Genomic DNA, 20803 nt, shown 5'->3' with positions numbered 1-20803 from the left:
CGCTGCTGGCGCTGTGGCTGCTGCGCGTGTCCGAGCCGGTCCACGAAGGCCCGCGCGCACCGATCTTCCGCAGCATCGCCGAAGGCGCGCAGTTCGTGTTCTCCAACCAGATCATGCTCGGCGCGATGGCCCTGGATATGTTCTCGGTGCTGCTGGGCGGCGCAGTGTCGATGCTGCCGGCCTTCATCCACGACATCCTGCACTACGGTCCCGAGGGCCTGGGCATCCTGCGCGGCGCCCCGGCGCTGGGCTCGATCCTGGTCGGCGTGTGGCTCGCGCGGCACCCGCTGCAGCGCAATGCCGGACGCGTGCTGCTGCTGGCAGTGGCCGGTTTCGGCCTGTGCACCATCGCCTTCGGGTTGTCGCGGCACTTCTGGCTGTCGGCGGCGATCCTGCTCGCCTACGGCATGTGCGACGGCGTCTCGGTGATCGTGCGTTCGACCATCCTGCAACTGGCCACGCCGGACGCGATGCGCGGCCGCGTCTCCTCGATCAACGGCATCTTCATCGGCTCGTCGAACGAACTGGGCGCGTTCTACGACGGTGTCATGGCGCGACTGATCGGGTTGGTGCCCGCCGTGGTGCTTGGCGGCTGCGTGACCCTGGGCGTGGTCGGCGTCACCAGCTGGAAAGCGCCCAAGCTGCGCAACCTGGATCTGCGCGACCTGCAATAGGCCTGGCTGACGGCGCGCGTGGGTCGGACGCGAGACAGCCCGACCCGGTCGTGCATCACGCATCCTGGCGCCGGCGCGTGCGCACCGCGCCAGTCATCCTTTCATTCGCCGCAAACGGCCGCGCTCAGCGCGCGGCGGTCGCCGCGCGCGCCTGCGCCTCGTCGTCGGCCCAGGCATGCGCGCAATCCGGCACGCCGGCCGGCTGCACCAGGCCGCCCTGCCCCGCCAGGAACCGGCAGGTGGCGGCGAACACCGCCGGCACGGCGTGCGAGCGGATCGGCGAGGCCAGCACGTGATTGTCCGCCCCAGGAAAGTCCACTGCCTGACGCAAGGCCGGTGGCGTTCCCAACTGCTTGAACATCGCCTGCAGCGCCGCCACCGACACCGTGCGGTCCTGGTGCTGCGGATCGCGATAGTAGTAGCCCAGGAACACCGGCACATGGATCCGCGCATAGGTCGCCGGCCGCATGCCGCCGCGGGTCAGCGCCGCCAGCGCGCGGTAGCCGTCCAGGTGCGTGGCGTCGGCCCAGTAGGCGCTGTCGACCGGATAGCGCAGGATCGGATCGCCACCGTTGTGCGTCCACGCCAGCAACTGCGCGCCCCACGGCCACAACATCGGCTGCAGCTGATCGCCGTACTCGCGCACCAGCGGCGACCACAGCACCAGCGCCTGCACCTGGCGCGGATTCGCCGCCACCGCCTGCGTCGCCAGCGCACCGCCCATCGAATTGCCGATCACCACCACCCGGTCGCCCAGCACCCGGGTCACCGCCAGCGCCTCGGCCGCACCCGCGAGCAGGCGGCCGGCATCGACGCCGCGCAGCGCATCGGCTGCGACCAGGCCGTGCCCGGGCAGGCGCGGCAGATACAGATTGCAGCCGAAGCTGCGCGCCAGCCGCACGTGGGTGGGCGCGCCCTCGCCCTGGCTGGCGGTGAAGCCATGCAGATAGACCATGGCGCACGCGCGGCGCCCGGGATGCGCCGGATCGGCCCAGACGATCCGCGCCTGGTTGTCCGGGCGCAGCCCCGGCGTGGCACGTTCGCGCGCATCGATCCAGGCCTGCAGCGCCAGCGGATCCTGCGGCACCGCCGGCGCCGCCACCTGCGGCAAGGCCACGCTGACCCGCGGCCCCAGCGCAACGACCGCCAGCAGTGACAGGGCGATCAGGATCGGCCAGCGCCAACGACGGCGGCGTTTGCGCGCACCCGATCCGGCCACGTTGGAATGACCGTTCAAGTGCGACGCTCCGCTATCGAACTGAGCGAGGATACATAATGGAAATAATTTTCAAGCAGTGACATTGATTGTCGGCGTCGACATGGCGATATACCACAGTCGCCATTATGCGACACCGTCATGACAGGCACATTTAAAGCCTCTCCAAAGCCACGCACGGCACTGAAATTACGATCACAAACAACTGGTTTTTCTGAATTACTTTCCCACCAGCCAGCACCGATAGAACGCATTTTGCAGAAAAGATGGAAAGTCCGAAAACACAGAAAGGAAGACGAAAGAAGCCTCCGAAATTATCTCCTCCAAATTAAGTGTCACCCCACTTATGAAAAATGGACGCGCATCGAAACGCGCGCCCCCATATGAAACACGGATGGAATCAGCCGAATGGAACATTCGCTTTTCCGTGACGCGGCAGTGGACGCCCGAAGCCAGGCATGGCTGGGGACGGTACGACTGGCAACGCCGCTTTCGACCCGGGCCTGGACCTTCGTCGCCCTCGGCATGGCCGCCGCCATTGTGCTGTGGCTCTTCTTTGGCTATTACACCCAGCGCGTCCATGTCACCGGACTCCTGGTTCCGCGCGCGGGCTTGATCAGCCTGACCGCCAATACGCTCGGCGTGATCGATCACGTCGGCGTCGCCGAAGGCGATCGGGTCGCGAGCGGACAGGTCCTGGTCTCGCTGTCGGGCGAGCACACCAGCAAGGCACTCGGCAACACGGCGGCCAGCGTCAGCGCGCAGTTGCAACGCCAGGCCGGCAGCCTGCGCCAGGACATCGGCGATACCCTGCAGTTGCAGGACAAGCAGGCAGAGGACAACCGCACGCAGCAATCCGCACTGAAGGAGCAACTGGTTCAAATCGATGCGCAGATCGCCATCGAGAAAAAACAGATGCAGTTGGTGCAGGAGCTGGTGGACAAGTGGTCGGGCCTGGTCGCCGGTGGCTACATCCCGGCGCTGCAGGTCGAGCAGGAGCAATCGGCGTTGCTCGCCGACGAGTCGCAGCTGAGGTCGTTGCAGCAGCAACGCGCCAGTACGCAGCAGCAACTGAGCGTCCTCAACGATCAACTGACCCAACTGCCACTGGCCGTGTCCGCCAAGCTCAACGACCTGCGCCGGCAACTCGCGCAGGTCGAACAGACCCTTGCGCAGAACGAAGCGGCACGCGCCAGCGAACTGCGTGCGCCGGCCAGCGGCACCGTCTCCACCTTGCTGGTCAAACCCGGCGCTTCGGTCGCACTTGGCCAACCGCTGCTCGCCATCGTCCCGGACGGCTCGACCCTGCAGGCGCAGATCCTGGTTCCCAGCCAGGCGGTCGGCTTCGTCCATCCGGGCATCCAGGTCACCCTGCATTACCAGGCATTCCCTTACCAGAAATTCGGCCTGCACCACGGCGTGGTGCGCAGCGTCTCGCGCAGCGCACTGACGCCGGGCGAAGTCACCTTGCTGCTCGGCGGCGGCAATCCGCCCTCCTCCGACCCCCTGTACCTGGCCCGCGTGGATCTGGCGGATCAGAACGTCGAAGCATATGGACGCAAGGAACCCTTGCGCCCGGGCATGGCGCTGGACGCGGACATGTTGCTGGACCGGCGCCGGATCGTCGAATGGATCTTCGAGCCGCTGTACGGCATGGGCCATCGCTGGAGCAGTGGCGCGTGAACGCGGCCCCCACGCATCACGGCACGACGGCACAGACTGCGAGCGCGCAGGACGCGCGCGCCGCGAAACTGCGCTTCTGGCGTACGCGCGTCCTGCCAAACGTGCTGCAGGCCGAAGCCGCAGAGTGCGGCCTGGCCTGCATCGCGATGATCGCCGGCTATCACGGACACCATACCGATCTGCCCGCGCTGCGACGCCGCTTCAGTCTGTCGCTGAAGGGCATGACCGCGCGACGCCTGATCGAGATCGCGCATGCGCTTGGGCTGCAATGCCGGCCACTTCGGCTGGACCTGGAAGAGCTCGGTCAGTTACAGACGCCCTGCGTGCTGCACTGGGACATGGATCACTTCGTGGTGCTGCGCAGCGTCGGCAAGCACGGGATCGTCGTACACGACCCCGCGGTCGGCGTGCGCAACTTGAGCATGAGCGACGTCGGCAGGCACTTCACCGGCGTGGCAATCGAGTTTTCCAGAGGGCCGACCTTTCAGCGCCAGCGCGAGACGCCGCCGGTGTCGCTGCGCGCGCTCGCCGGCTCGGTGCAGGGCCTGGGCCGCGGACTGGCGCAGATCTTCGGGCTGGCCCTGGTCCTGGAAGTCTTCGCGCTCCTGGCGCCCTTGTTCATGCAACTTGTGGTGGATCAGGTGATCGCCGATGGCGACCACGACCTGCTCACGTTCCTCGGCCTGAGCTTCGCACTGCTGATCGTGCTCGAAACACTCGTCTCGGCCTTGCGCAGCTGGACCGTGATGTGGCTCAGCACGCACTTCAACCTCGGCTGGACCGGTAATGTGTTCCAGCATCTGTTGCGTCTGCCGCAGTCCTACTTCGGCACGCGCCATCTCGGCGACATCGTGTCCCGCTTCGGTGCGATCGACACGATCCAGCAGACGCTCACCACCCGCTTCGTCGAGATCCTGCTCGACGGGCTGCTCGCCAGCGTCACCCTGGTCGTGCTGTTCGTCTACAGCCCATTGCTGTCGGCCATCGTCCTCGGTGCGGTCGCCGTGTATGCGGCACTTCGGCTGCTGTACTTCCGCGTCTACCGCGAGGCCAACCTCAGCCAGATCACCGTCACCGCCAAGCAGCACAGCCGATTCCTGGAGGCGGTCCGCGGCGTGCAGACGATCCGCCTGAACAACCAGGAGGCCGAGCAGACCGCGCGCTACCTCAACGCTGCGACCGACACGCTGAACACGTCCATCGCCGTGCAACGCCTGGACATGCTGTTCACCGCATTGCAGAACCTGGCGGCAGGCGCGCAGCGCCTGGGCGTGCTCTGGCTGGGTGCTTGGCTGGGATTGAAAGGCCAGTTCACCGTCGGCATGTTGACCGCCTTCGTGGCCTACGGAGACCAGTTCAGCAGCCGCGTCGCCAGCCTGGTCGACTATGCGATCGAACTGCGCATGCTGCGTCTGCAGGCCGAAAGACTGGCCGACATCGTACTGACGCCACCCGAGGCCCACGCCACCAGCGAGCACGCGGGTCCGCTGCCGCAGCCCAGCATCGCCTTCAACAAGGTCAGCTTCCGCTATGCCGAAGGCGAGCCCTGGATCCTGCGCGAGTGCAGTTTTGCGGTGCAGGCAGGCGAATCGGTCGCCATCGTCGGCCCATCCGGGTGCGGCAAGAGCACCCTGGTGAGAGTACTGCTCGGCCTGCTCGATCCGCAACAGGGCGCGATCGAGATCGGTGGCCTCGATCTGCGCCGGCTCGGCAAGTCCCGCTACCGCGCGATCACCGGCAGCGTGATGCAGGACGACCATCTGTTCACCGGTTCGATCGCCGAGAACATCAGCATGTTCGACGTACTCGCCACGCCGCAGGACATCGAGGAGGCCGCCTGCCTGGCCGGCATACACGAGGACATCATGGCCATGCCGATGGGCTACCACAGCCTGGTCGGCGACATGGGATCCTCGCTCTCCGGCGGCCAGCAACAACGCCTGTTCCTGGCGCGCGCGCTGTACCGGCGCCCGCACATCCTGGTGCTGGACGAGGCGACCAGCCATCTGGATCTGGCGCTGGAACGCCAGCTCAACCAGGCGATCAAGGCCCTGAACATCACCCGCATCGTCATCGCGCACCGCCCCGAAACGATCGCGCACGCCGATCGCGTCATCGAATTGCACGAAGGAGCAGTCCGCACGCGCCAGCCTGCGGCGCATGCGCCACGCGCGCCCGTCACCTCATAGCTTGCCGCCGGCACGGCGGCCAGTTCGCCGTGCCACATCGTCCCATCCCGTATCGCCAACGTGAGGTCGCCATCGTGTCAGCGCCGGAAGCGTCGTCCCTGCAAGTCGTCAACAATTTCGTCGAAGTCCAGCATCTGCCGGAACTGCTGCGCGGTCGCGGCGGCTGGTCCTACGGCATCTATCCAGGATTGCTCGGCGACGCCGCGCCGTCCTGGCATATCCATCTGTGCGGCAGCCGCAAAGCGCACGAGCGTGCGATCCACGACGACGTCCTCGCCGCAACTCCGGGCATGGAACCGCTGCATGAACTCTGGACGCAGATCAAGGACAACCTGGCGCAGGACTACGGCCTGGTCCGCGCCTACGTGACCGGCCACACGCATGGACAGGACGGCGTGGCGCATCACTACGCCAAGCCGTCGGATCAGGAGCGTGTCGCCTTGCTCTATGCCAGCGCCGAATGGAAAGACGACTGGGCGGGTGAAACCGTGTTCTACGACACTGCGCGCGAGTGCATCTCGATCCGCCCGCGTCCTGGTCGGCTGGTGTTGTTCGATGGCGCCGTCACCCGTGCCTCGCGTGCCCCGGCGCGGGAGTGCCCGACGCTGTGCTCGACCATTACCTTCCATATGCGGCGCGTCCGGCGCTGATACCGACCCACCGGGAACATCCACCATGTCGTCTGCCTGCCTGCGCTGCATGTTGACCACGACCGCACTGCTGTCATGCGCCATGGCGCCCTGCATCGCCTCGGCGAGCGGTTTCGGCGGCACGCGTGCCGATCTTGGTGAACCGTTGCAGATCCCCATCGCCGATCCGGACGGACATCCCTGGACCTTGCAGGGACGGCTGTGCCGCCCTGTCGGTGTCCGCCGCCCGCGAGTCGTGGTCATCGCACACGGCTCACCGGCCAAGGCATCCGATCGACCCGGCATGACGCTGGAAACCTGCGATGGCGAATCGGTGCGCTGGTTCCTGCGACGCCACTACGCCGTGGCATTGGTCCTGCGCCTCGGCTACGGCGCCACCGGCGGTCCCTGGAGCGAGGGCTATGACGGCTGCGACCGCGCCGACTACGTCAAGGCCGGCTTGGAAACCGCACGCCAGCTCAAACGCATCGTGGACGTCCTGACCGCGCTGCCCGACTACAGCCCGACCGGCGCCGTCGTGGTCGGCCAGTCGGCGGGCGGCTGGGGCACGTTGGCGTACGAGACCCTGCCGCATCCCAACGTCGGCGCATTCGTCAACATGGCCGGCGGGCGCGGCGGCCACTTCCACGACCGGCCCAACAGCAACTGCCATCCTGACAGGCTGATCGCGGCAGCCACCACGTTCGGCCAACAGGCCACCACGCCGATGTTGTGGATCTACACGGCCAACGACAGCTTCTTCGGGCCTGAACTCGCCGCGTCGCTGCATCGCGCCTTCACCGAGGCAGGCGGCCATGCCGTCCTGGTGACGCCGGCCGCCTTCGGCGATGACGGTCACCACCTGTTCTTCGGCCACGGAGGTTCCACGATCTGGGGACCGGCCGTGGAGCGCTATCTCGGCTCGGTCGACGCTCCGGCGTCTCCCTGATCCGCCATCACCCACATCCTCCCATTCCCAGCAGGGCTGCACGATGACCATGCAATCGCTTCGGGACCTGATCCAGACCGTCGGCCTGCACACCAGCGCCGAGAACATCCCCCTCATCACCAAGAAGGGTGGCTCCTACCTCTGGCTGTTCGATCTGCGCCGGGTGTTCATGCGACGCGCTGCGCTCGAGCAGATCGCCGAAGCGTTCTGGGAGCGAAACGCCGCGCGCCCACCCTTCCAGCTCGGCGGCCTGGAAACCGCGGCGATCCCGCTGCTCACCGCGCTGCTGTTGACCGCCCCCAAAGAACGCGGCCCGGTCAACGGCTTCATCATTCGCAAGGATCGCAAGACCACGGGGATGGGCAACGCCATCGAGGGCGATGTGCTCGACCTGCCCATCGTGCTGGTCGACGACTCGCTCAATTCCGGCAACAGCGCCGAGAAGGCGCGTGCGGTGATTGCGGCGGCCGGACACGCGCTCGACGAGGTGTTCGTGGTGGTCGATTTCCTGTCCAAGGCCGGCATGCAGTGGCGCAAGACGCACGCGATCTCGGTGCAAACACTGTTCACGCTCAAGGATTTCGACCTGCCGCCGGAACAAAGCGCGCCGCATCCCACCCAGGCGTATCGCGAACTCTGGCGGACGGCGACGCCGGGCGGCTTCGCCTTCCACGTGGTCCCCAAGTCCGCGCCGCTGCTGGTCGGCGACATGATCTACCGCGGCTGCGACGCCGCCAAGATGCAGGCGTTCTCCGCCGAGACCGGCGGGTTGGTCTGGGAATACCCGGTGACCGGTGCGGCGTACACCAAGAAGGGCATCTGGTCTTGCCCCGCCTACCATGACGGACGCCTGTACTTCGGCGCGTACAACGGCACCGTCTACTGCCTCAATGCGGCCAGCGGCGAGGAGATCTGGACACATCCGGACGGCGACTGGGTCGGGGCTTCGCCGCTGCTGGTGCCGCGCCACAAGCTGATGTACGTGGGCATCGAATATGTCCGCCCATGGGCGCAGGGCAGCCTCGCCGCCTATGCGATGGACACCGGCGAAAAGATCTGGGAGCACCAGGTGCAGAAGCTGCAGCACGGATCGCCCGGTTACTGGGAAGGCGGCGACCTGGTGATCTGGGGCAGCGCGGACCATGAGACGCTCGCGCTCGACGCCAGGACAGGACGCATCGCCTGGCGCTTCAAGACGCGGCGCTCGGTGAAGTACGCGCCGGCGGTGGACGAACGTCGCGGGCTGACCGCCTTCGCCTCGTTCGACAAGTCCATCTACGTGCTGGATGTCGCCACCGGCGAAAAGCGTGGCGAGTGGCAGACAGACGAAATCTGCTACACCACGCCGCTGTTCGCCGGCAACAAGCTGTTCTGTGGCTCGGGCGACCGCCATCTGTACGTGATCAACATCGACACGATGCAACTGATCAAGAAGATCAACCTGCGCTCGCGCGTGTACGCCTCGCCCAAGCGGATCGGCAACCGGGTGATCGTCGGCAGCAACGGCGGCCGCGTCGTCGAGATCGACATCGACACGCTCGAAACCGTGGGCGTGCTGCAGTTGCCCGACGCAGTGACCAACGGTGTCGCGATCTCGCCTGACGAACGGCGCATCTACGTGTCCACCTACATGAACCATCTCTATGCCTTTGAGCGCCTGAGCGACGTGCACGCGCAGTCCGCGTGCCCCGCCCTCGCCGCATCCTGACGTGCGGCACGCGTGAACGGGATCGGTCCACGCATGCGGCGCCTTCGTCGCGTACGCGGATCAGCCGAAGCGAGGACGGCCTCTTCCCCGCATACCTGTTCGAGGATCACCATGAGAACACTCGATATCATCGAAATCGACCTGGTCGCAGGCGGGACGCGCACATCGATCGGCGCACACCCGCTGTCCAGTTCGATCCACCATGCCAAGGCGCACAACAAGACCCACCACGCCAAGGCCAGGATCCATCACCACCACGCCGCGATGCACAAGTCCGCGACCATGCAGATGGCACGGATGGAAGAGGTCGAACCGATCGGTGAAGGCGGTGAGGGCGGCGAAGGCGGAGAGGGAGGGGAAGGCGGTGAAGGTGGCGAGGGAGGTGAAGGTGGCGAGGGAGGCGAGGGAGGCGAAGGCGGTGAAGGCGGTGAAGGTGGTGAGGGAGGCGAAGGCGGCGAAGGCGATGGCAGCGGCGGTTACGACGACGGCGACGATGCCGACGGCAACGGCCCGGCCGATACCAGCATAGGCAGCAGCCATACGACGTCCGATGGCAGGACGGTCTCGATCACTTACCAGAACACCCAGGACGGCTCGAGCAGCAACAACCCGGTCACCTCCAAAATGGCCTCGACCCTGGGCTCGGTGCTCGACGGCGACCAGAGCGTCGACAGCATCGATATCTCGGCCACGACCAACGGCAGCCACAACCCCAATTCCGCCCACTACACGGGCAACGCCGTCGACATCAACATCATCAACGACGTCCATGTCGGGACGAGCGGCGAAGGCCTCCAGAACGCCCAGGCGCTGGAGAATGCGGCGATGGCCAATCCCAACGTGAGCTACGTGGAAGGCCCTGCGGGCAATTTCATCCGCTCCAGTCCCACCGCGGACTGGACCGCCGCCAGCCGCGAGACCAGCGACACCACCCACGTCCACATCAGCGTCTTCAAGTAACACGCACCCCACCCTCTCCCGGGCCGGCGCACGCCAGCCCGGGAGACAATCGCCCATCGGAGCTCTGCGTATGAAGTCTTTCTGGTTACCGCGCATCTGCATGACCCTGGCGCTCGCCGTCGCCGTGCAAGGATCGTCGCAGGCGAAGCAAGCCTCGTCTCACGCAGGCGGAGAACAGGCGATCGCCTATGTGCTGAAGAACGACATCGTCCTGTCGAGGCTGTTCGCGGACTGTCCTGCGCTGAAATTTGTTCGCACCGGCGCCGAAGGGAGCAACGCCTTCCTGATCGAAGGCAACTGCGACATCAAGAACAACCCGGAGGAGGATGCCGACTGCCCGTCCTATCACGTCCATGCGACCGGGACGATGGATACCCCGTCGCATTGGACGGTCCGCCGCCTGGAGCTGGCCTTGGTGTGCTCCAGCGAGGGGGCGACGACCACCCAGCAGATGTAGCCGCCGGATAGGCGCTGACGCCATTGCTGCAGGACGCAGTGCGGGGAACCGCACGGTGCCCGCTCCCGCGGTTCGCCCTGGTGTTGCAGCCCACGCGCGGCGCAGCGTGCGACATGGCGGCGTCGTCCTTGTCGCCTGGCGCAGCCGCATGCTCCACGTTTCTTGCGTTCGAACGCCTCCCCACGCGCAAGACCGGGCCTACGCCCTGCCCGCGCCCTGGGACGTGCCGCACGCAGCATGAACCGATCCGATCGTCGGCCACGCCGCGCGCAACGGATCAGCCGAAGCGGGAACGGCGCTTTTCCCGCACCTCTGTTCAAGGATCAACATGAGAACGCTCGATATCATCGAAATCGATATGGTTGCAGGCGGCACGCGCACATCCATCGGCGCGCATCCGTTGTCCAGTTCGATTCACCACGCCAAGGCGCACAAGAAAACCCACCACGCCAAAGCCAAGACCCATCACCATCACCACATGGCGATGCACAAGACTACGACGGCCCAGATGGCCATCAGCGACGAAATCGCACCGGTCGAATCGGAGGGCGGTGGCGAGGGCGGTGAAGGCGGTGAAGGCGGTGAAGGAGGCGAAGGCGGTGAGGGAGGAGAAGGTGGCGAGGGAGGCGAAGGCGGTGAAGGCGACGGTGGCGACGGTGATGGTGGCGACGGAGACGGCGACGGTGGCGACGGTGATGGCAGCGATGGCGACGGTGCCGGCAGCAACGACAAGCCCGCGACGTCCGCGTCGGCCAGCGGCACCACGGTGACCTATACCGCGGCCGATGGCACCACGCATGATGTCACCGGCACCCATCCCAACCGTGACAACAACCCGCTCGACATCCGCTCCGGCACGTTCGCGGACAATCACGGCACGCTCGGCGACGACCGCGGCTTTGCGATCTTCTCCAGCCCGCAAGCCGGTCTGGACGCCGCGGCGGCCAACATGGACCGCCTCAACAACAACGCCGGTGGCACCGCCACGCTGAGTGACCTCATCACCAGCTGGTCGCCGCCGAGCGAAAATCCGACCTCGGAGATGATCACCACGATCACCACCAATTCGGGCCTGAATCCGTCCGATCAGTGGTCATCGTTGAACAGCGACCAGCGCAACGCGTTCATCACCGCCTACGGGCACCGCGAAGGCTGGGATCCCAACAACCACTAATTCATCCTTGGGCGGGGCCGGGAGCGCTCCCGGCCTCGCCCACGCGCGATCCACCACCGGAGATGCCCCATGCCACACCGCTCCTTTTCGCTGTTCGGCATCCTTGTATTCGGCATGGCCGTCGCACAGGCCAACGCCACCGGCAACGACGCCGCTGCCTGTACCCGCGGGCTCCACCAGGCCTTCGCTGCCTCCAGTAATGCGTCCACCCTACCCGCTCCATGCACGCACATCGGCCCGGTCGCGCTTGGCATGCACAAGCAACAGGTCCTGGCCTTACTCGGCCAGCCTGACATCACCCGCGACGATGCCGAGCATCCGGACACGCTCAGCGTGATGTACCTGTACCCGCGCGATTTCAAAGCGCAACTGGCTCGGCATCCGCGTCCGGTTGGCACGCTCGTCTACAGTCAGCTGGCCTTACGCTTCCGTAATGACCGTGTCATCAACCTAATCGCCTTCGCCGATCTGAAAGTTCCCCTGCCCTTCGACCTGCTCGGCCAGCCGGTCGGCACCCACATCGATCGCCTCCTCCAGGCGATCGGTGGCAATGCGCAATGGAACGCCAGCCGAGACTATGTGCAGTTCGCCGCCATGCCGCTGGCCGTGGATGTGGATCCGGACACCTCGGCCATCGTCGGGCTGAACATCGCAGCCACCAAGGAGGACCTTTACAACTTCAGTCCGCTCGGCCTGGATCTCGTCAAGGACGCGAAAAGCGCTCTGGTCAACGGGGTGCGCTGAAGGCGCCGCCGCCCATGCTGAGGGACAGCCACCTCGACGCATCACCCGCACAGCCGCAGGTGGCCCAGCAGCAGGATCGGCCCATGGCCGAGCATCACGTCGATGCCGCGGGGCCGATTTGGGGAGGCGGCATCGCCTCCGCGGCGTGCGGCATCGCCGACAGGCGAACTGCCTAGACCGGCGATGAGGTGACCAAAACGCAAAGCCCCGCGTGAGCGGGGCCTTGCCTTGACGCATTGAAGGCGGTGATCGCTCAGTCGCCCTGCTGCTTCTGCAGGTGCTCCCAGCGCTCCTGCGCGTCGATGGTGCGCTCGGCGGTCAGACGCGCTTCCAGGCGCTCCAGGCCGATTTCCTCGCCCGTGTCCACGCAGTAGCCGTAGTCGCCGGCATCCAGACGCTTGAGGGTGCTGTCGATCTTGCCGATCAGCTTGCGGTAGCGGTCGCGGGTCCGCAGTTCCAGCGAGTTCTCGGTCTCGCGGGTGGCGCGCTCGGCTTCGTCGCCAATGTCGCGGACCTCGTCGCGCAGGTTCTCGATGGTCTGCTTGGATTCCTCGACCAGGTCGGCGCGCCAGGTGAGCAGGCGCTGGCGGAAGTACTCCTGCTGCAGCGCGCTCATGTACTCCTCGTCCGCCGCCGGCTTGTAGCCCTTGGGCAGGATCGGGCGGCCGGTGGCGTCGTCGGTCTTGTACTCGACCACCTTGTACTTGGCCGGCTTGGCCGGGGTGTTGGACTTGGCGGTCACGGCCACGGCGACCTTGCCGGTGGGCTTGGCGACCGGCGCCTTCGGGGTGGATTCGGACTTGGTGGGGGTTTTCGCGGAGGATTTCGAAACGGACACGGGATTCTTTTGTGGCGGGGTCGACGGCGCGGCGGACTTGGCGGCAACGGGCTTGGGGGCCGGTGCTGCGGCAGGCGCGGCGGGCTTGACCGGGACAGGCTTGGCCGCAGCCGGCTTGGGCGCCGGCTTCGGTACGGAGGTGGTCACCGCAGGTGCGGCAGAGGCGGTGGCCGGTTTGGATTTGGCGGGAGCGGCCGCGGTCTTGGCCACAGGCTTGGCCGCTGGCGTCTTCGCTGCCGGCTTGGCGGCGGGCGCTGGCTTGACGGCGGCCTTGGCCGGGGCGACCGGCTTGGCAGGCGCCTTCTTGGCCGGGGCCTTCTTGGCAGGAGCGGACTTGGCCGGCGCCGCAGCGACCGGCTTGGCCGCCGGCTTCTTGGCCACGGCCTTGCTGGCCGATTTGGCCGGCGCGGCCTTGGCTTCCGACTTCGCAGGCGCGGATTTCTTCAGCGGTTTGCTGGCGGCGGACACCGTCGCTTTCTTGGCGACGGGCTTGGCAGGCTTCTTGGCGGCCTGGACGGCCTTCTTTGCAGGTTTTTTAGCAGCCACGAACGCTCTTCCTTGGTCTTCCCGGGGCCCGGGAAAGCGGGCCTTTATAGCCTACCCTACCCCCCGCGGCAACAACGCGGCGTATACGCCGAGCGACCCGCCTAGTCCAGCACAGTGGCATATCATGGTGATGTGATCGCCCGCGCTCTCATCGCCCTGCTGCGCCTGTACCAGCGCTTCATCAGCCCGCTGCTGGGACCGCGCTGTCGTTTCGTGCCCAGTTGCTCGGCGTATGCGGTGACCGCCATCGCCCGTTTCGGCGCATTGCGCGGCGGCTGGATGGCCGCCCGCCGCGTCGGCCGCTGCCACCCCTTCCATCCTGGCGGGTTCGACCCGGTGCCCGACCCCACGGCGCCGCCACCCTGCCGCTGCCAAGGAAAACACTGATGTCCGCTTCCACACTGATCGTCAACGCGCGCCTGGTCAACGAAGGCCGCGAAACCCAGGGCGACCTGCGCATCGCCGACGGCCGCATCGCCGCGATCGCCCCGCAGCTGGCCGCGCGCGAGGGCGAGACCGTGGTCGATGCCGCCGGGCGCTGGCTGCTGCCCGGCATGATCGACGACCAGGTGCACTTCCGCGAACCCGGCCTGACCCACAAGGGCGACATCGCCACCGAATCGGCGGCGGCGGTGGCCGGCGGCCTGACCAGCTTCATGGACATGCCCAACACCAATCCGCCGACGCTCGACGCCGCCGCGCTGCAGGCCAAGTACGACGCCGCGCACGGCCGCGCCTGGGGCAACTACGGCTTCTACCTGGGCGCCAGCAACGACAACCTGGCCGCGATCCAGACCCTGGACCCGAAGACCGCGCCCGGCATCAAGGTGTTCATGGGCGCCTCCACCGGCAACATGCTGGTCGACAACCCGCAGACCCTGGACGCGATCTTCCGCGACGCGCCGACGCCGATCATCACCCACTGCGAAGACACCCCGACCATCGATGCGACCCTGGCGGCGTTCAAGGAAAAGTATGGTGAGGCGCTGACCCCGGACATGCACCCGGACATCCGCTCGCGCGAGGCCTGCCTGAAGTCCTCGCAGCTGGCGGTGTCGCTGGCGAAGAAGCACGGCACCCGCCTGCACGTGCTGCACATCTCCACCGCCGACGAGCTGGCGCTGTTCACCCCCGGCCCGATCCAGGGCAAGCGCATCACCGCCGAGACCTGCATCCATTTCCTGCGCTTCGACCGCGCCGACTACGCCACGCTCGGCAACCTGATCAAGTGCAACCCGGCGATCAAGGACGCCCGCGACCGCGAGGCGCTGATCCGCGCGATCGCCGAGGACGTGATCGACGTGCTCGCCACCGACCACGCCCCGCACACCTGGGAAGAGAAGAGCAAGCCGTACGCGCAGGCGCCGTCCGGCCTGCCGCTGGTGCAGTACGCGCTGGTCGCGGCGCTGGAGCTGGTCCACGAGGGCCGGCTCAGCGTGGCCCAGGTGGTGCACAAGTTCGCGCACGCGCCGGCGCTGCTGTTCGACGTGCACGAACGCGGCTTCCTGCGCGAGGGCTACCACGCCGACCTGGTGCTGATCGACGACACCGCGTTCACCGTGCGCCGCGAGGACGTGCTGTCCAAGTGCGGCTGGTCGCCGTTCGAAGGCCGCAGCTTCCGCTCCAGGATCGCCGCGACCTGGGTCAACGGCGTGCTGGCCTGGGACGGGACCCGCCTGGTCGGCACCCCCAACGGGCAGCGCCTGGCGTTCGACCGCTGATGCGCGGCGCCCTGGTGGCCGGCGCCGCACTAGCGCTGGTCCTGCTGACCGCACCGCTCGCCCCGGCGCTGCACGCGCAGACGCCGGCCACGGCCGGCGCCGAAGCGCGCAGCGTGTTCCCGCGCAGCGCCTCGCAGGGCGCGCTGGTGATCGGCAAGGTCGCGCCCGGCAGCCACGTGCAGTACGCCGGACGCACCCTGCGGGTCAGCGACTACGGCAGCGTGGTGTTCGGCATCGGCCGCGACGAGCGCGGTCCGCTGCGCATCGCCGTGCAGCGCCCGGATGGCGGGACCGAGACGGTCGAGATCGCGGTGACGCCGCGCGACTGGCCGCTGGAACAGGTCAACGGGGTGCCGCCGAAGACGGTGAACCCACCGCCGGCAATCGCCGAGCGGATCAAGCGCGAACAGGCCCAGGTCACCGCCGCGCGCGACCGCGACGACCCGCGCACCGATTTCGCCGCGCCCTTCATCTGGCCGGTGCAGGGCCGCATCAGCGGCCGCTTCGGCAACGCCCGGGTCTACAACGGCCAGCCCGGCGCCGGGCATTCCGGCATGGACATCGCCGTGCCCACCGGCACCCCGGTCAAGGCCCCGGCCGCCGGCGTGATCACCTTCGCGGCCCCCGACCTGTACCTCACCGGCGGCACCGTGCTGCTGGATCACGGCTATGGCGTCAGCTCCAACTTCCTGCACCTGTCGCGGATCGACGTCAAAGTCGGCGACCGCATCGCCCAGGGCCAGGTGATCGGCGCAGTGGGTGCCACGGGTCGTGCGACCGGGCCGCATCTGCATTGGGGGATGAATTGGTTCGATGTGCGCATCGATCCACTGTTGGTACTGGAGCGGACAAAGCAGCAGTAAAGGGCTGGTGGGTCAGGTGCGTTGGCGCGCGTGGCCGGGAGGCAGCACCCTCACCCCGCCCCTCTCCCAATGGGAGAGGGGCAAGCGCTCTCCCTTCTCCCCTCGGGAGAAGGTGCCCCGAAGGGGCGGATGAGGGTACGGGCGCAGCCTTTCAGCTACGCCGACGTGGGCACCTCAAGCAGGCGCCCCAGCACCACATGCGAGGGGCTGTTGGCCAGATCCAGCGGCATGACCAGCTTGGGATTGGGATGCGGCAACGGCGCGCCCGGCGCTTCTTCGCCGGCTTCGCGCAGCAGGCTGCCGTTGTCTTCCACCTGATCGGTGACCGGCGCCAGCGGCGGCAGGCCCAGGCCGGCGCGGACAGCGTTGGCGCGGCTGAGCAGGTCGTCGTCGGCGACCGTGGTCAGCGCCGAGGCGGCCAGGCTGGCTGGTGCGCCCTCCACCGCCGCCAGGCGCTGCGCGATATCGCCCAGCGCCTGCTGCCGGTGCGGATGCAGCAGTTGCCACACTTCCTCCCACAACGCCTTCCAGTCCAGGTGCGGGAACGGCATATGGGTCGGCCCGCTGAGCACGATCTGCGGCGCCAGCCGGCCCGGCGGCGTCGCATCGCATTCGGCCAGCGCGCGGTATACCACTTCGCTGCACACCATGTGCGAGGGGTTGTCGCGGACCAGATGGTCCAGCGCCTCGCGCACCACGATCCGCGCCAGCCAGTGCTGCGGCCACTTGCCGCGGATGGCGACCAGCAGGCCGAGCGTGGCCAGGCTGTCCAGCGGGTACGGGACGCCCAGCAGCGACTGCGCCTTGGCCAGCACGCTGGCGCGATCGGCGTCGTCCAGCGCCACGCAGGCGTAGCTGAGCGGCCGGTAGGCGTCGATGATGAGGTAGTTGGTGGTGTCGGTCAGCCGCTGCGACAGCGGATAGCGGCGCACGCCGCTGGCCGCCGCCTCGATCAGATCGCCCTGATCGGCGACGATGGCGGCATGGCTGTAGATGCTGTCGCCGCACCAGGCGATCAGTTCGGAGACCGGGCCGCAGCCCAGTTGCAACAGGATGTCGCCGACCTGCAACTGATCGGGAGCGAACGCGGGCAAAGCGGGCTGTGCAGTCATGGCTGAGGCTCCTTGGTGGGTGACGCGGTGGATGGGGAAACACTGACGCGGTTGCGGCCGGCGGCCTTGCTGGCGTAGAGCGCGGCATCGGCCCGCTGCAACAGCGCCGCCACGCTCTCGCCGCGCTGCCATTGCGCCACGCCGACGCTCAGCGTGCATGACAGCGCCTGGCCTTCGCGCGGCAGCGGCTGCGCGGCGACGTGCTGGCGGATGTCCTCGGCCACGCGCCGCGCGGCCTCCAGGGTGGCGCCGGGCATCAGCAGCAGCATCTCGTCGCCGCCCTGGCGGCCGAGCGTGTCGCTGCTGCGCAGGCGTGCCCGCGCACAGGCGGCGACCCAGCGCAGGCAGGCGTCGCCGCCGGCGTGCCCATGGACGTCGTTGATGCGTTTGAAATCGTCGATGTCGATGTAGGCCAGCGCCAGCGGCTGCGCGTGGCGCGCGGCGTCCTTCATTGCCTCGGCCAGGCGCTGCTGCAGCGCCGCGCGGGTGAGCAGGCCGGTGAGTTCGTCCACCGTCGCCATGCGGCTGGCGCGGTCGCGGTCGCGACGCAGTTCCAGGATCTGCTCGGCCAGACCGAAGGTCACCAGCAGGCAGGAGATCGCCAGCGCCAGGCTGATGCCATGCGCCAGCACCGGCGCGGCCACGTCCAGGCGCAACCACCCGGTCAGTTCCAGGCAGCGCAGCACGCACAGCATCCACAGCGGCGTCCACGAAGCCAGCAGCGGCCAGGCGTAGCGTTGCCCGCGCAAGGCCAGCAGCAGGCAACACGGCAGCAGCAGCGCCGCACCGACGATCAGCCCGAGATTGCCCAGCACGCTCAGCACCGCCGCGTCCGACAGCAGGCAGGCCACGGCGATGCCGAGCAGGAACCACGCGCACAGCCGCAGCACCCGGTCCAGCCGCGGCAGTTGCCGGCGCATCTCCAGTTGCCGACGCTGGAAGGTGATGATGAAGAAGCCGCCGAGCGCGGCGACGATGCGCATCGGCGTCGGCGAGGACGCGAACACGCTGGCCAGGCCCGGCACCGCGCGCGCCTCGCCGCCGAGGCCGAGCAGGTACAGCAGCACGCACATCACGTTGGCGGTGAAGTAGCCGTAGATCGGCTCGCGCAGACGCGCCCACAACGCGATCGCCAGGATCGCCAGCACCGCGGTCGAGCCGAGGATGAAGGCGCGCCAGCCGACATAGTGCAGATCCTCGCGCTGCACCTGCGCCAGCGGCGCGATGCCTACCGGCATCGGCATCGCCGCCGGCGCGTGCACCCGCAGCCAGATCGAGGCACCGGCCGGCGACCCCTGCGGCAAGGCGATCACCAGGGCCCGGGTGGAGTAGCGCAGGTCGGCGTCGGCGCCGTAGATCGCGTGCCGGGTCGGCCCGGTGCGCCCCGGCACCCAGGCCTCGACCCGGGTCAGATACGGCGACTGCAACACCAGTTGCGGCTGGCCGTCGCGACCGATCGCACGGTCGGCACGGATCCGCCACCAGGTGGGCTGCTTGCTGCGCTCGTACAGGATCGCACCATGGCCGGCATCGGCGAACGCGGCATCGTCACGCCCCGCCACCACCTCCGATGCCGGAGGGTCGGCGGCCAGCCGTTGCAACAACAGTTCCTGCCCCAGCGCCGACCCGACCAGCCCCAGGCACAGCAACAGGCAGCACCAACGGCACAGGCGCTTCAATCGACGGGCTTCCAGATGAGATCCGCGTCGAGCGTAGCGCACGTCGCGGCGCCGCTCGTATCCAAATTCACGACCCCGTCACGCCACCACTCAGGGTCGGCACACCGCGCGCAGATCCATGCCGCAGTGCGGCGACCGTCCGCCGCCGCCGGGTCTGGAACACCTGCAGCCGTCGCCTTTCGGCCTGGAAATCGCCCTCCACGCCCATGCCAACCGCCTCGCCGCGCGTGCGGCGGATCCGCGATCGTGATGGAAGCGACATAACCGAGCTCTGGCTGCGACATCGGCCGGCATCGACGGGCGAACGCCCCTACCATCGCCGGTCCGCTGACGACGCCGGATCAGGCGACCGGATGACACCGGTATCATTCCAAGCGTTGCCGCGGGCCCTTATCCTTGAGCGGAGGCTTCCCATGACCGTATCGCGCTGGTTGCTGCTTTCCTCCACCCTCGCCCTGGCGGCCGGGGTCGTCACCGATGCCCCGGCGCTGACCGGAACCGCGTCGCGCCCGCAACTGACCAGCAGCGAGGCGGCCAACCAGACCGTCGCCCGCCACCTGGCCCAGGCCGGACCGATCGGCGCGCTGGTCACCGACAACTGGGATCCAAGCGCCGGCGTCGCGCTGCTGCAGGCCGACTACGCGGTGGCCGCCGACGGCAGCACCCGCTACCGCACCGTGCAGGCCGCGGTGGACGCCGCGGTCGCCGCCGGTGGCAGCATGCGCCGCTACATCAGCGTGGCGCCGGGCACCTATACCGAAGTGGTGTGCGTGCCCGCCGCGGCGCCGCCGCTCACGCTGTTCGGCCTCGGCGGCAGCCCGGCCAGCACCACGATCCGTTTCGGCAACGCCAACCCCACCCCGAAACCCACCGGCAGCGCCACCCATCCGTGCGCCAGCAACGCCGCCAGCAGCACCGTCGGCACCTCCGACAGCGGCACCGTCACCGTGCGCGCGGCGCAGTTCCAGGCGCGCAACCTGGCGATCGTCAACAGCTATGTCGAGGGCACCTACAGCGGCAGCAACCAGTCGGCGGTGGCGCTGGCGTTGCGCGGCGACAAGGCAGTGCTGGAGAACGTGGTGCTGACCGGCAACCAGGACACCCTGCTGGTCAGCGCCGGCAGCGCCAACACGGTGATCCGCGCCTATTTCAAGGGTGGCACCATCGAGGGCGACACCGACTTCATCTTCGGCTCGGGCGTGGCGGTGTTCGCCGGCAGCACCATCCGCTACACCGCCGCGCGCCGCGGCGCCGCCGACGGCGGGGTGATCTTCGCGCCCAGTACCCGCCCGGGCAGCAGCTACGGCTTCCTGGCGATCGGCAGCACCTTCGATGCGGTCGGCAACCCGGGCAGCGGCACGGTGTGGCTGGGCCGGGCCTGGGACGAGAGCGTGGGCAGCCTGTCCAACTACGTCGACGGCACCTCGCCCAACGGCAAGGTGGTGATCCGCGACTCGACGCTGGGCGGGCACATCCGCAAGAGCGCGCCATGGAACGCCTCGACCATCGGCCGTCCTTACTGCAGCAGCAACTGCAGCACCTCGGCCAATCGCTTCTACGAGTACGCCAACAGCGGCGCCGGCAGCGCGCCCTGAGGCATGCCGGCGCGGTGGGCGGGCGGGCTCTAGCTGTGTAAACCCACCACGTTGTTCAGTGGAATT

18 protein-coding genes are annotated in these 20803 nt (G+C 67.9%); 14 read left to right on the top strand and 4 right to left on the bottom strand.

Annotated features, from left to right (window positions below):
* On the top strand, window positions 1-674 hold a 674-nt coding region (locus D588_RS0123150; protein WP_017917686.1), incomplete at its 5' end, for an MFS transporter.
* A 124-nt stretch (window positions 675-798) separates the two neighbouring features.
* Here the strand turns inward: D588_RS0123150 and D588_RS0123145 are convergent.
* A complete protein-coding gene (locus tag D588_RS0123145; protein WP_026144027.1) occupies window positions 799-1911 on the bottom strand; it encodes an alpha/beta hydrolase in 1113 nt (370 codons plus the stop codon).
* 591 nt (window positions 1912-2502) lie between these two features.
* Between D588_RS0123145 and D588_RS0123140 the strand changes: the two genes are divergently transcribed.
* From D588_RS0123140 to D588_RS0123100, 9 genes are all read left to right on the top strand, one after another.
* Window positions 2503-3573, top strand: a complete 1071-nt coding sequence (locus D588_RS0123140) for an HlyD family efflux transporter periplasmic adaptor subunit (protein WP_226977844.1) — start codon at window positions 2503-2505, stop codon at window positions 3571-3573.
* Window positions 3570-5762 (top strand): peptidase domain-containing ABC transporter, encoded by a 2193-nt coding sequence (locus D588_RS0123135; RefSeq protein ID WP_017917683.1) that lies wholly within the window; start codon window positions 3570-3572, stop codon window positions 5760-5762. Before D588_RS0123140 ends, D588_RS0123135 begins: the two co-directional genes overlap by 4 nt.
* A gap of 29 nt (window positions 5763-5791) precedes the next feature.
* The gene (locus D588_RS0123130; protein WP_232764354.1) at window positions 5792-6412 is read left to right on the top strand and encodes a hypothetical protein; all 621 of its coding nucleotides are present in this window, start codon (window positions 5792-5794) and stop codon (window positions 6410-6412) included.
* Window positions 6413-6461: 49 nt separating this feature from the next.
* Window positions 6462-7340: a hypothetical protein gene (locus D588_RS0123125; RefSeq protein WP_232764353.1), complete on the top strand. Its 879-nt coding sequence runs from the start codon at window positions 6462-6464 to the stop codon at window positions 7338-7340.
* Window positions 7240-9048 carry a PQQ-binding-like beta-propeller repeat protein gene (locus tag D588_RS0123120; protein WP_232764352.1) on the top strand — a complete coding sequence of 603 codons (1809 nt, stop codon included), beginning with the start codon at window positions 7240-7242 and terminating at the stop codon, window positions 9046-9048. The genes D588_RS0123125 and D588_RS0123120 overlap by 101 nt, the downstream gene beginning before the upstream one ends.
* A gap of 111 nt (window positions 9049-9159) precedes the next feature.
* Window positions 9160-10008 carry a hypothetical protein gene (locus tag D588_RS28685; RefSeq protein WP_051067907.1) on the top strand — a complete coding sequence of 283 codons (849 nt, stop codon included), beginning with the start codon at window positions 9160-9162 and terminating at the stop codon, window positions 10006-10008.
* A 70-nt stretch (window positions 10009-10078) separates the two neighbouring features.
* Window positions 10079-10465 (top strand): hypothetical protein, encoded by a 387-nt coding sequence (locus tag D588_RS0123110; protein ID WP_017909791.1) that lies wholly within the window; start codon window positions 10079-10081, stop codon window positions 10463-10465.
* A gap of 328 nt (window positions 10466-10793) precedes the next feature.
* Window positions 10794-11639: a hypothetical protein gene (locus D588_RS0123105; RefSeq protein WP_017917678.1), complete on the top strand. Its 846-nt coding sequence runs from the start codon at window positions 10794-10796 to the stop codon at window positions 11637-11639.
* Window positions 11640-11708: 69 nt separating this feature from the next.
* Window positions 11709-12383 carry a hypothetical protein gene (locus D588_RS0123100; protein WP_026144025.1) on the top strand — a complete coding sequence of 225 codons (675 nt, stop codon included), beginning with the start codon at window positions 11709-11711 and terminating at the stop codon, window positions 12381-12383.
* Between the two features lie 253 nt (window positions 12384-12636).
* Here the strand turns inward: D588_RS0123100 and dksA are convergent, their stop codons facing one another.
* Complete coding sequence (dksA, locus tag D588_RS26945; protein ID WP_081613637.1) at window positions 12637-13767, bottom strand: RNA polymerase-binding protein DksA; 1131 nt, start codon at window positions 13765-13767, stop codon at window positions 12637-12639.
* Window positions 13768-13881: 114 nt separating this feature from the next.
* Here dksA and yidD point away from each other — a divergent pair, with 114 nt between their 5' ends.
* Genes yidD through D588_RS0123070 form a run of 3 tightly spaced genes read left to right on the top strand, consistent with a single transcriptional unit; the run spans window position 13882 to window position 16351 of the window.
* Entirely contained in the window at window positions 13882-14154 is a 273-nt protein-coding gene (gene yidD, locus D588_RS0123080; protein WP_026144024.1) for a membrane protein insertion efficiency factor YidD, read from the top strand.
* Window positions 14154-15488: a dihydroorotase gene (locus D588_RS0123075; RefSeq protein WP_017917675.1), complete on the top strand. Its 1335-nt coding sequence runs from the start codon at window positions 14154-14156 to the stop codon at window positions 15486-15488. The genes yidD and D588_RS0123075 overlap by 1 nt, the downstream gene beginning before the upstream one ends.
* Window positions 15488-16351 carry a M23 family metallopeptidase gene (locus tag D588_RS0123070; protein ID WP_017917674.1) on the top strand — a complete coding sequence of 288 codons (864 nt, stop codon included), beginning with the start codon at window positions 15488-15490 and terminating at the stop codon, window positions 16349-16351. The genes D588_RS0123075 and D588_RS0123070 overlap by 1 nt, the downstream gene beginning before the upstream one ends.
* A gap of 155 nt (window positions 16352-16506) precedes the next feature.
* Here D588_RS0123070 and D588_RS0123065 read toward each other — a convergent pair whose 3' ends face one another.
* On the bottom strand, window positions 16507-17463 hold the full coding sequence (locus D588_RS0123065) for a hypothetical protein (RefSeq protein ID WP_232764351.1): 957 nt from the start codon (window positions 17461-17463) through the stop codon (window positions 16507-16509).
* Complete coding sequence (locus D588_RS0123060) at window positions 17460-19142, bottom strand: diguanylate cyclase (protein ID WP_017917672.1); 1683 nt, start codon at window positions 19140-19142, stop codon at window positions 17460-17462. Before D588_RS0123060 ends, D588_RS0123065 begins: the two co-directional genes overlap by 4 nt.
* A gap of 413 nt (window positions 19143-19555) precedes the next feature.
* On the opposite strand from D588_RS0123060, the gene D588_RS0123050 reads away from it, so the two are divergent.
* On the top strand, window positions 19556-20737 hold the full coding sequence (locus tag D588_RS0123050; RefSeq protein ID WP_017917670.1) for a putative acyl-CoA thioester hydrolase: 1182 nt from the start codon (window positions 19556-19558) through the stop codon (window positions 20735-20737).
* Window positions 20738-20803 lie beyond the last annotated feature (66 nt).

Origin of the sequence: Xanthomonas sp. SHU 308, assembly GCF_000364645.1 — a bacterium.
Lineage (GTDB): Bacteria > Pseudomonadota > Gammaproteobacteria > Xanthomonadales > Xanthomonadaceae > Xanthomonas_A > Xanthomonas_A sontii.
The sequence above is the reverse complement of the archived record's forward strand: the minus strand, read 5'-3'. Positions and strand labels throughout refer to the sequence as shown.

Excerpts from the sequence above, each read along its gene's own strand:
- D588_RS0123120 (WP_232764352.1), top strand. The coding sequence starts at position 7,240 with ATGACGGTCACCACCTGTTCTTCGGCCACGGAGGTTCCACGATCTGGG.
- D588_RS0123100 (WP_026144025.1), top strand. The coding sequence starts at position 11,709 with ATGCCACACCGCTCCTTTTCGCTGTTCGGCATCCTTGTATTCGGCATG.
- D588_RS0123105 (WP_017917678.1), top strand. The coding sequence starts at position 10,794 with ATGAGAACGCTCGATATCATCGAAATCGATATGGTTGCAGGCGGCACG.
- D588_RS0123065 (WP_232764351.1), bottom strand. The coding sequence starts at position 17,463 with ATGACTGCACAGCCCGCTTTGCCCGCGTTCGCTCCCGATCAGTTGCAG.
- D588_RS0123075 (WP_017917675.1), top strand. The coding sequence starts at position 14,154 with ATGTCCGCTTCCACACTGATCGTCAACGCGCGCCTGGTCAACGAAGGC.
- D588_RS0123125 (WP_232764353.1), top strand. The coding sequence starts at position 6,462 with ATGTTGACCACGACCGCACTGCTGTCATGCGCCATGGCGCCCTGCATC.
- D588_RS0123070 (WP_017917674.1), top strand. The coding sequence starts at position 15,488 with ATGCGCGGCGCCCTGGTGGCCGGCGCCGCACTAGCGCTGGTCCTGCTG.
- D588_RS0123110 (WP_017909791.1), top strand. The coding sequence starts at position 10,079 with ATGAAGTCTTTCTGGTTACCGCGCATCTGCATGACCCTGGCGCTCGCC.
- D588_RS28685 (WP_051067907.1), top strand. The coding sequence starts at position 9,160 with ATGAGAACACTCGATATCATCGAAATCGACCTGGTCGCAGGCGGGACG.
- D588_RS0123050 (WP_017917670.1), top strand. The coding sequence starts at position 19,556 with ATGACCGTATCGCGCTGGTTGCTGCTTTCCTCCACCCTCGCCCTGGCG.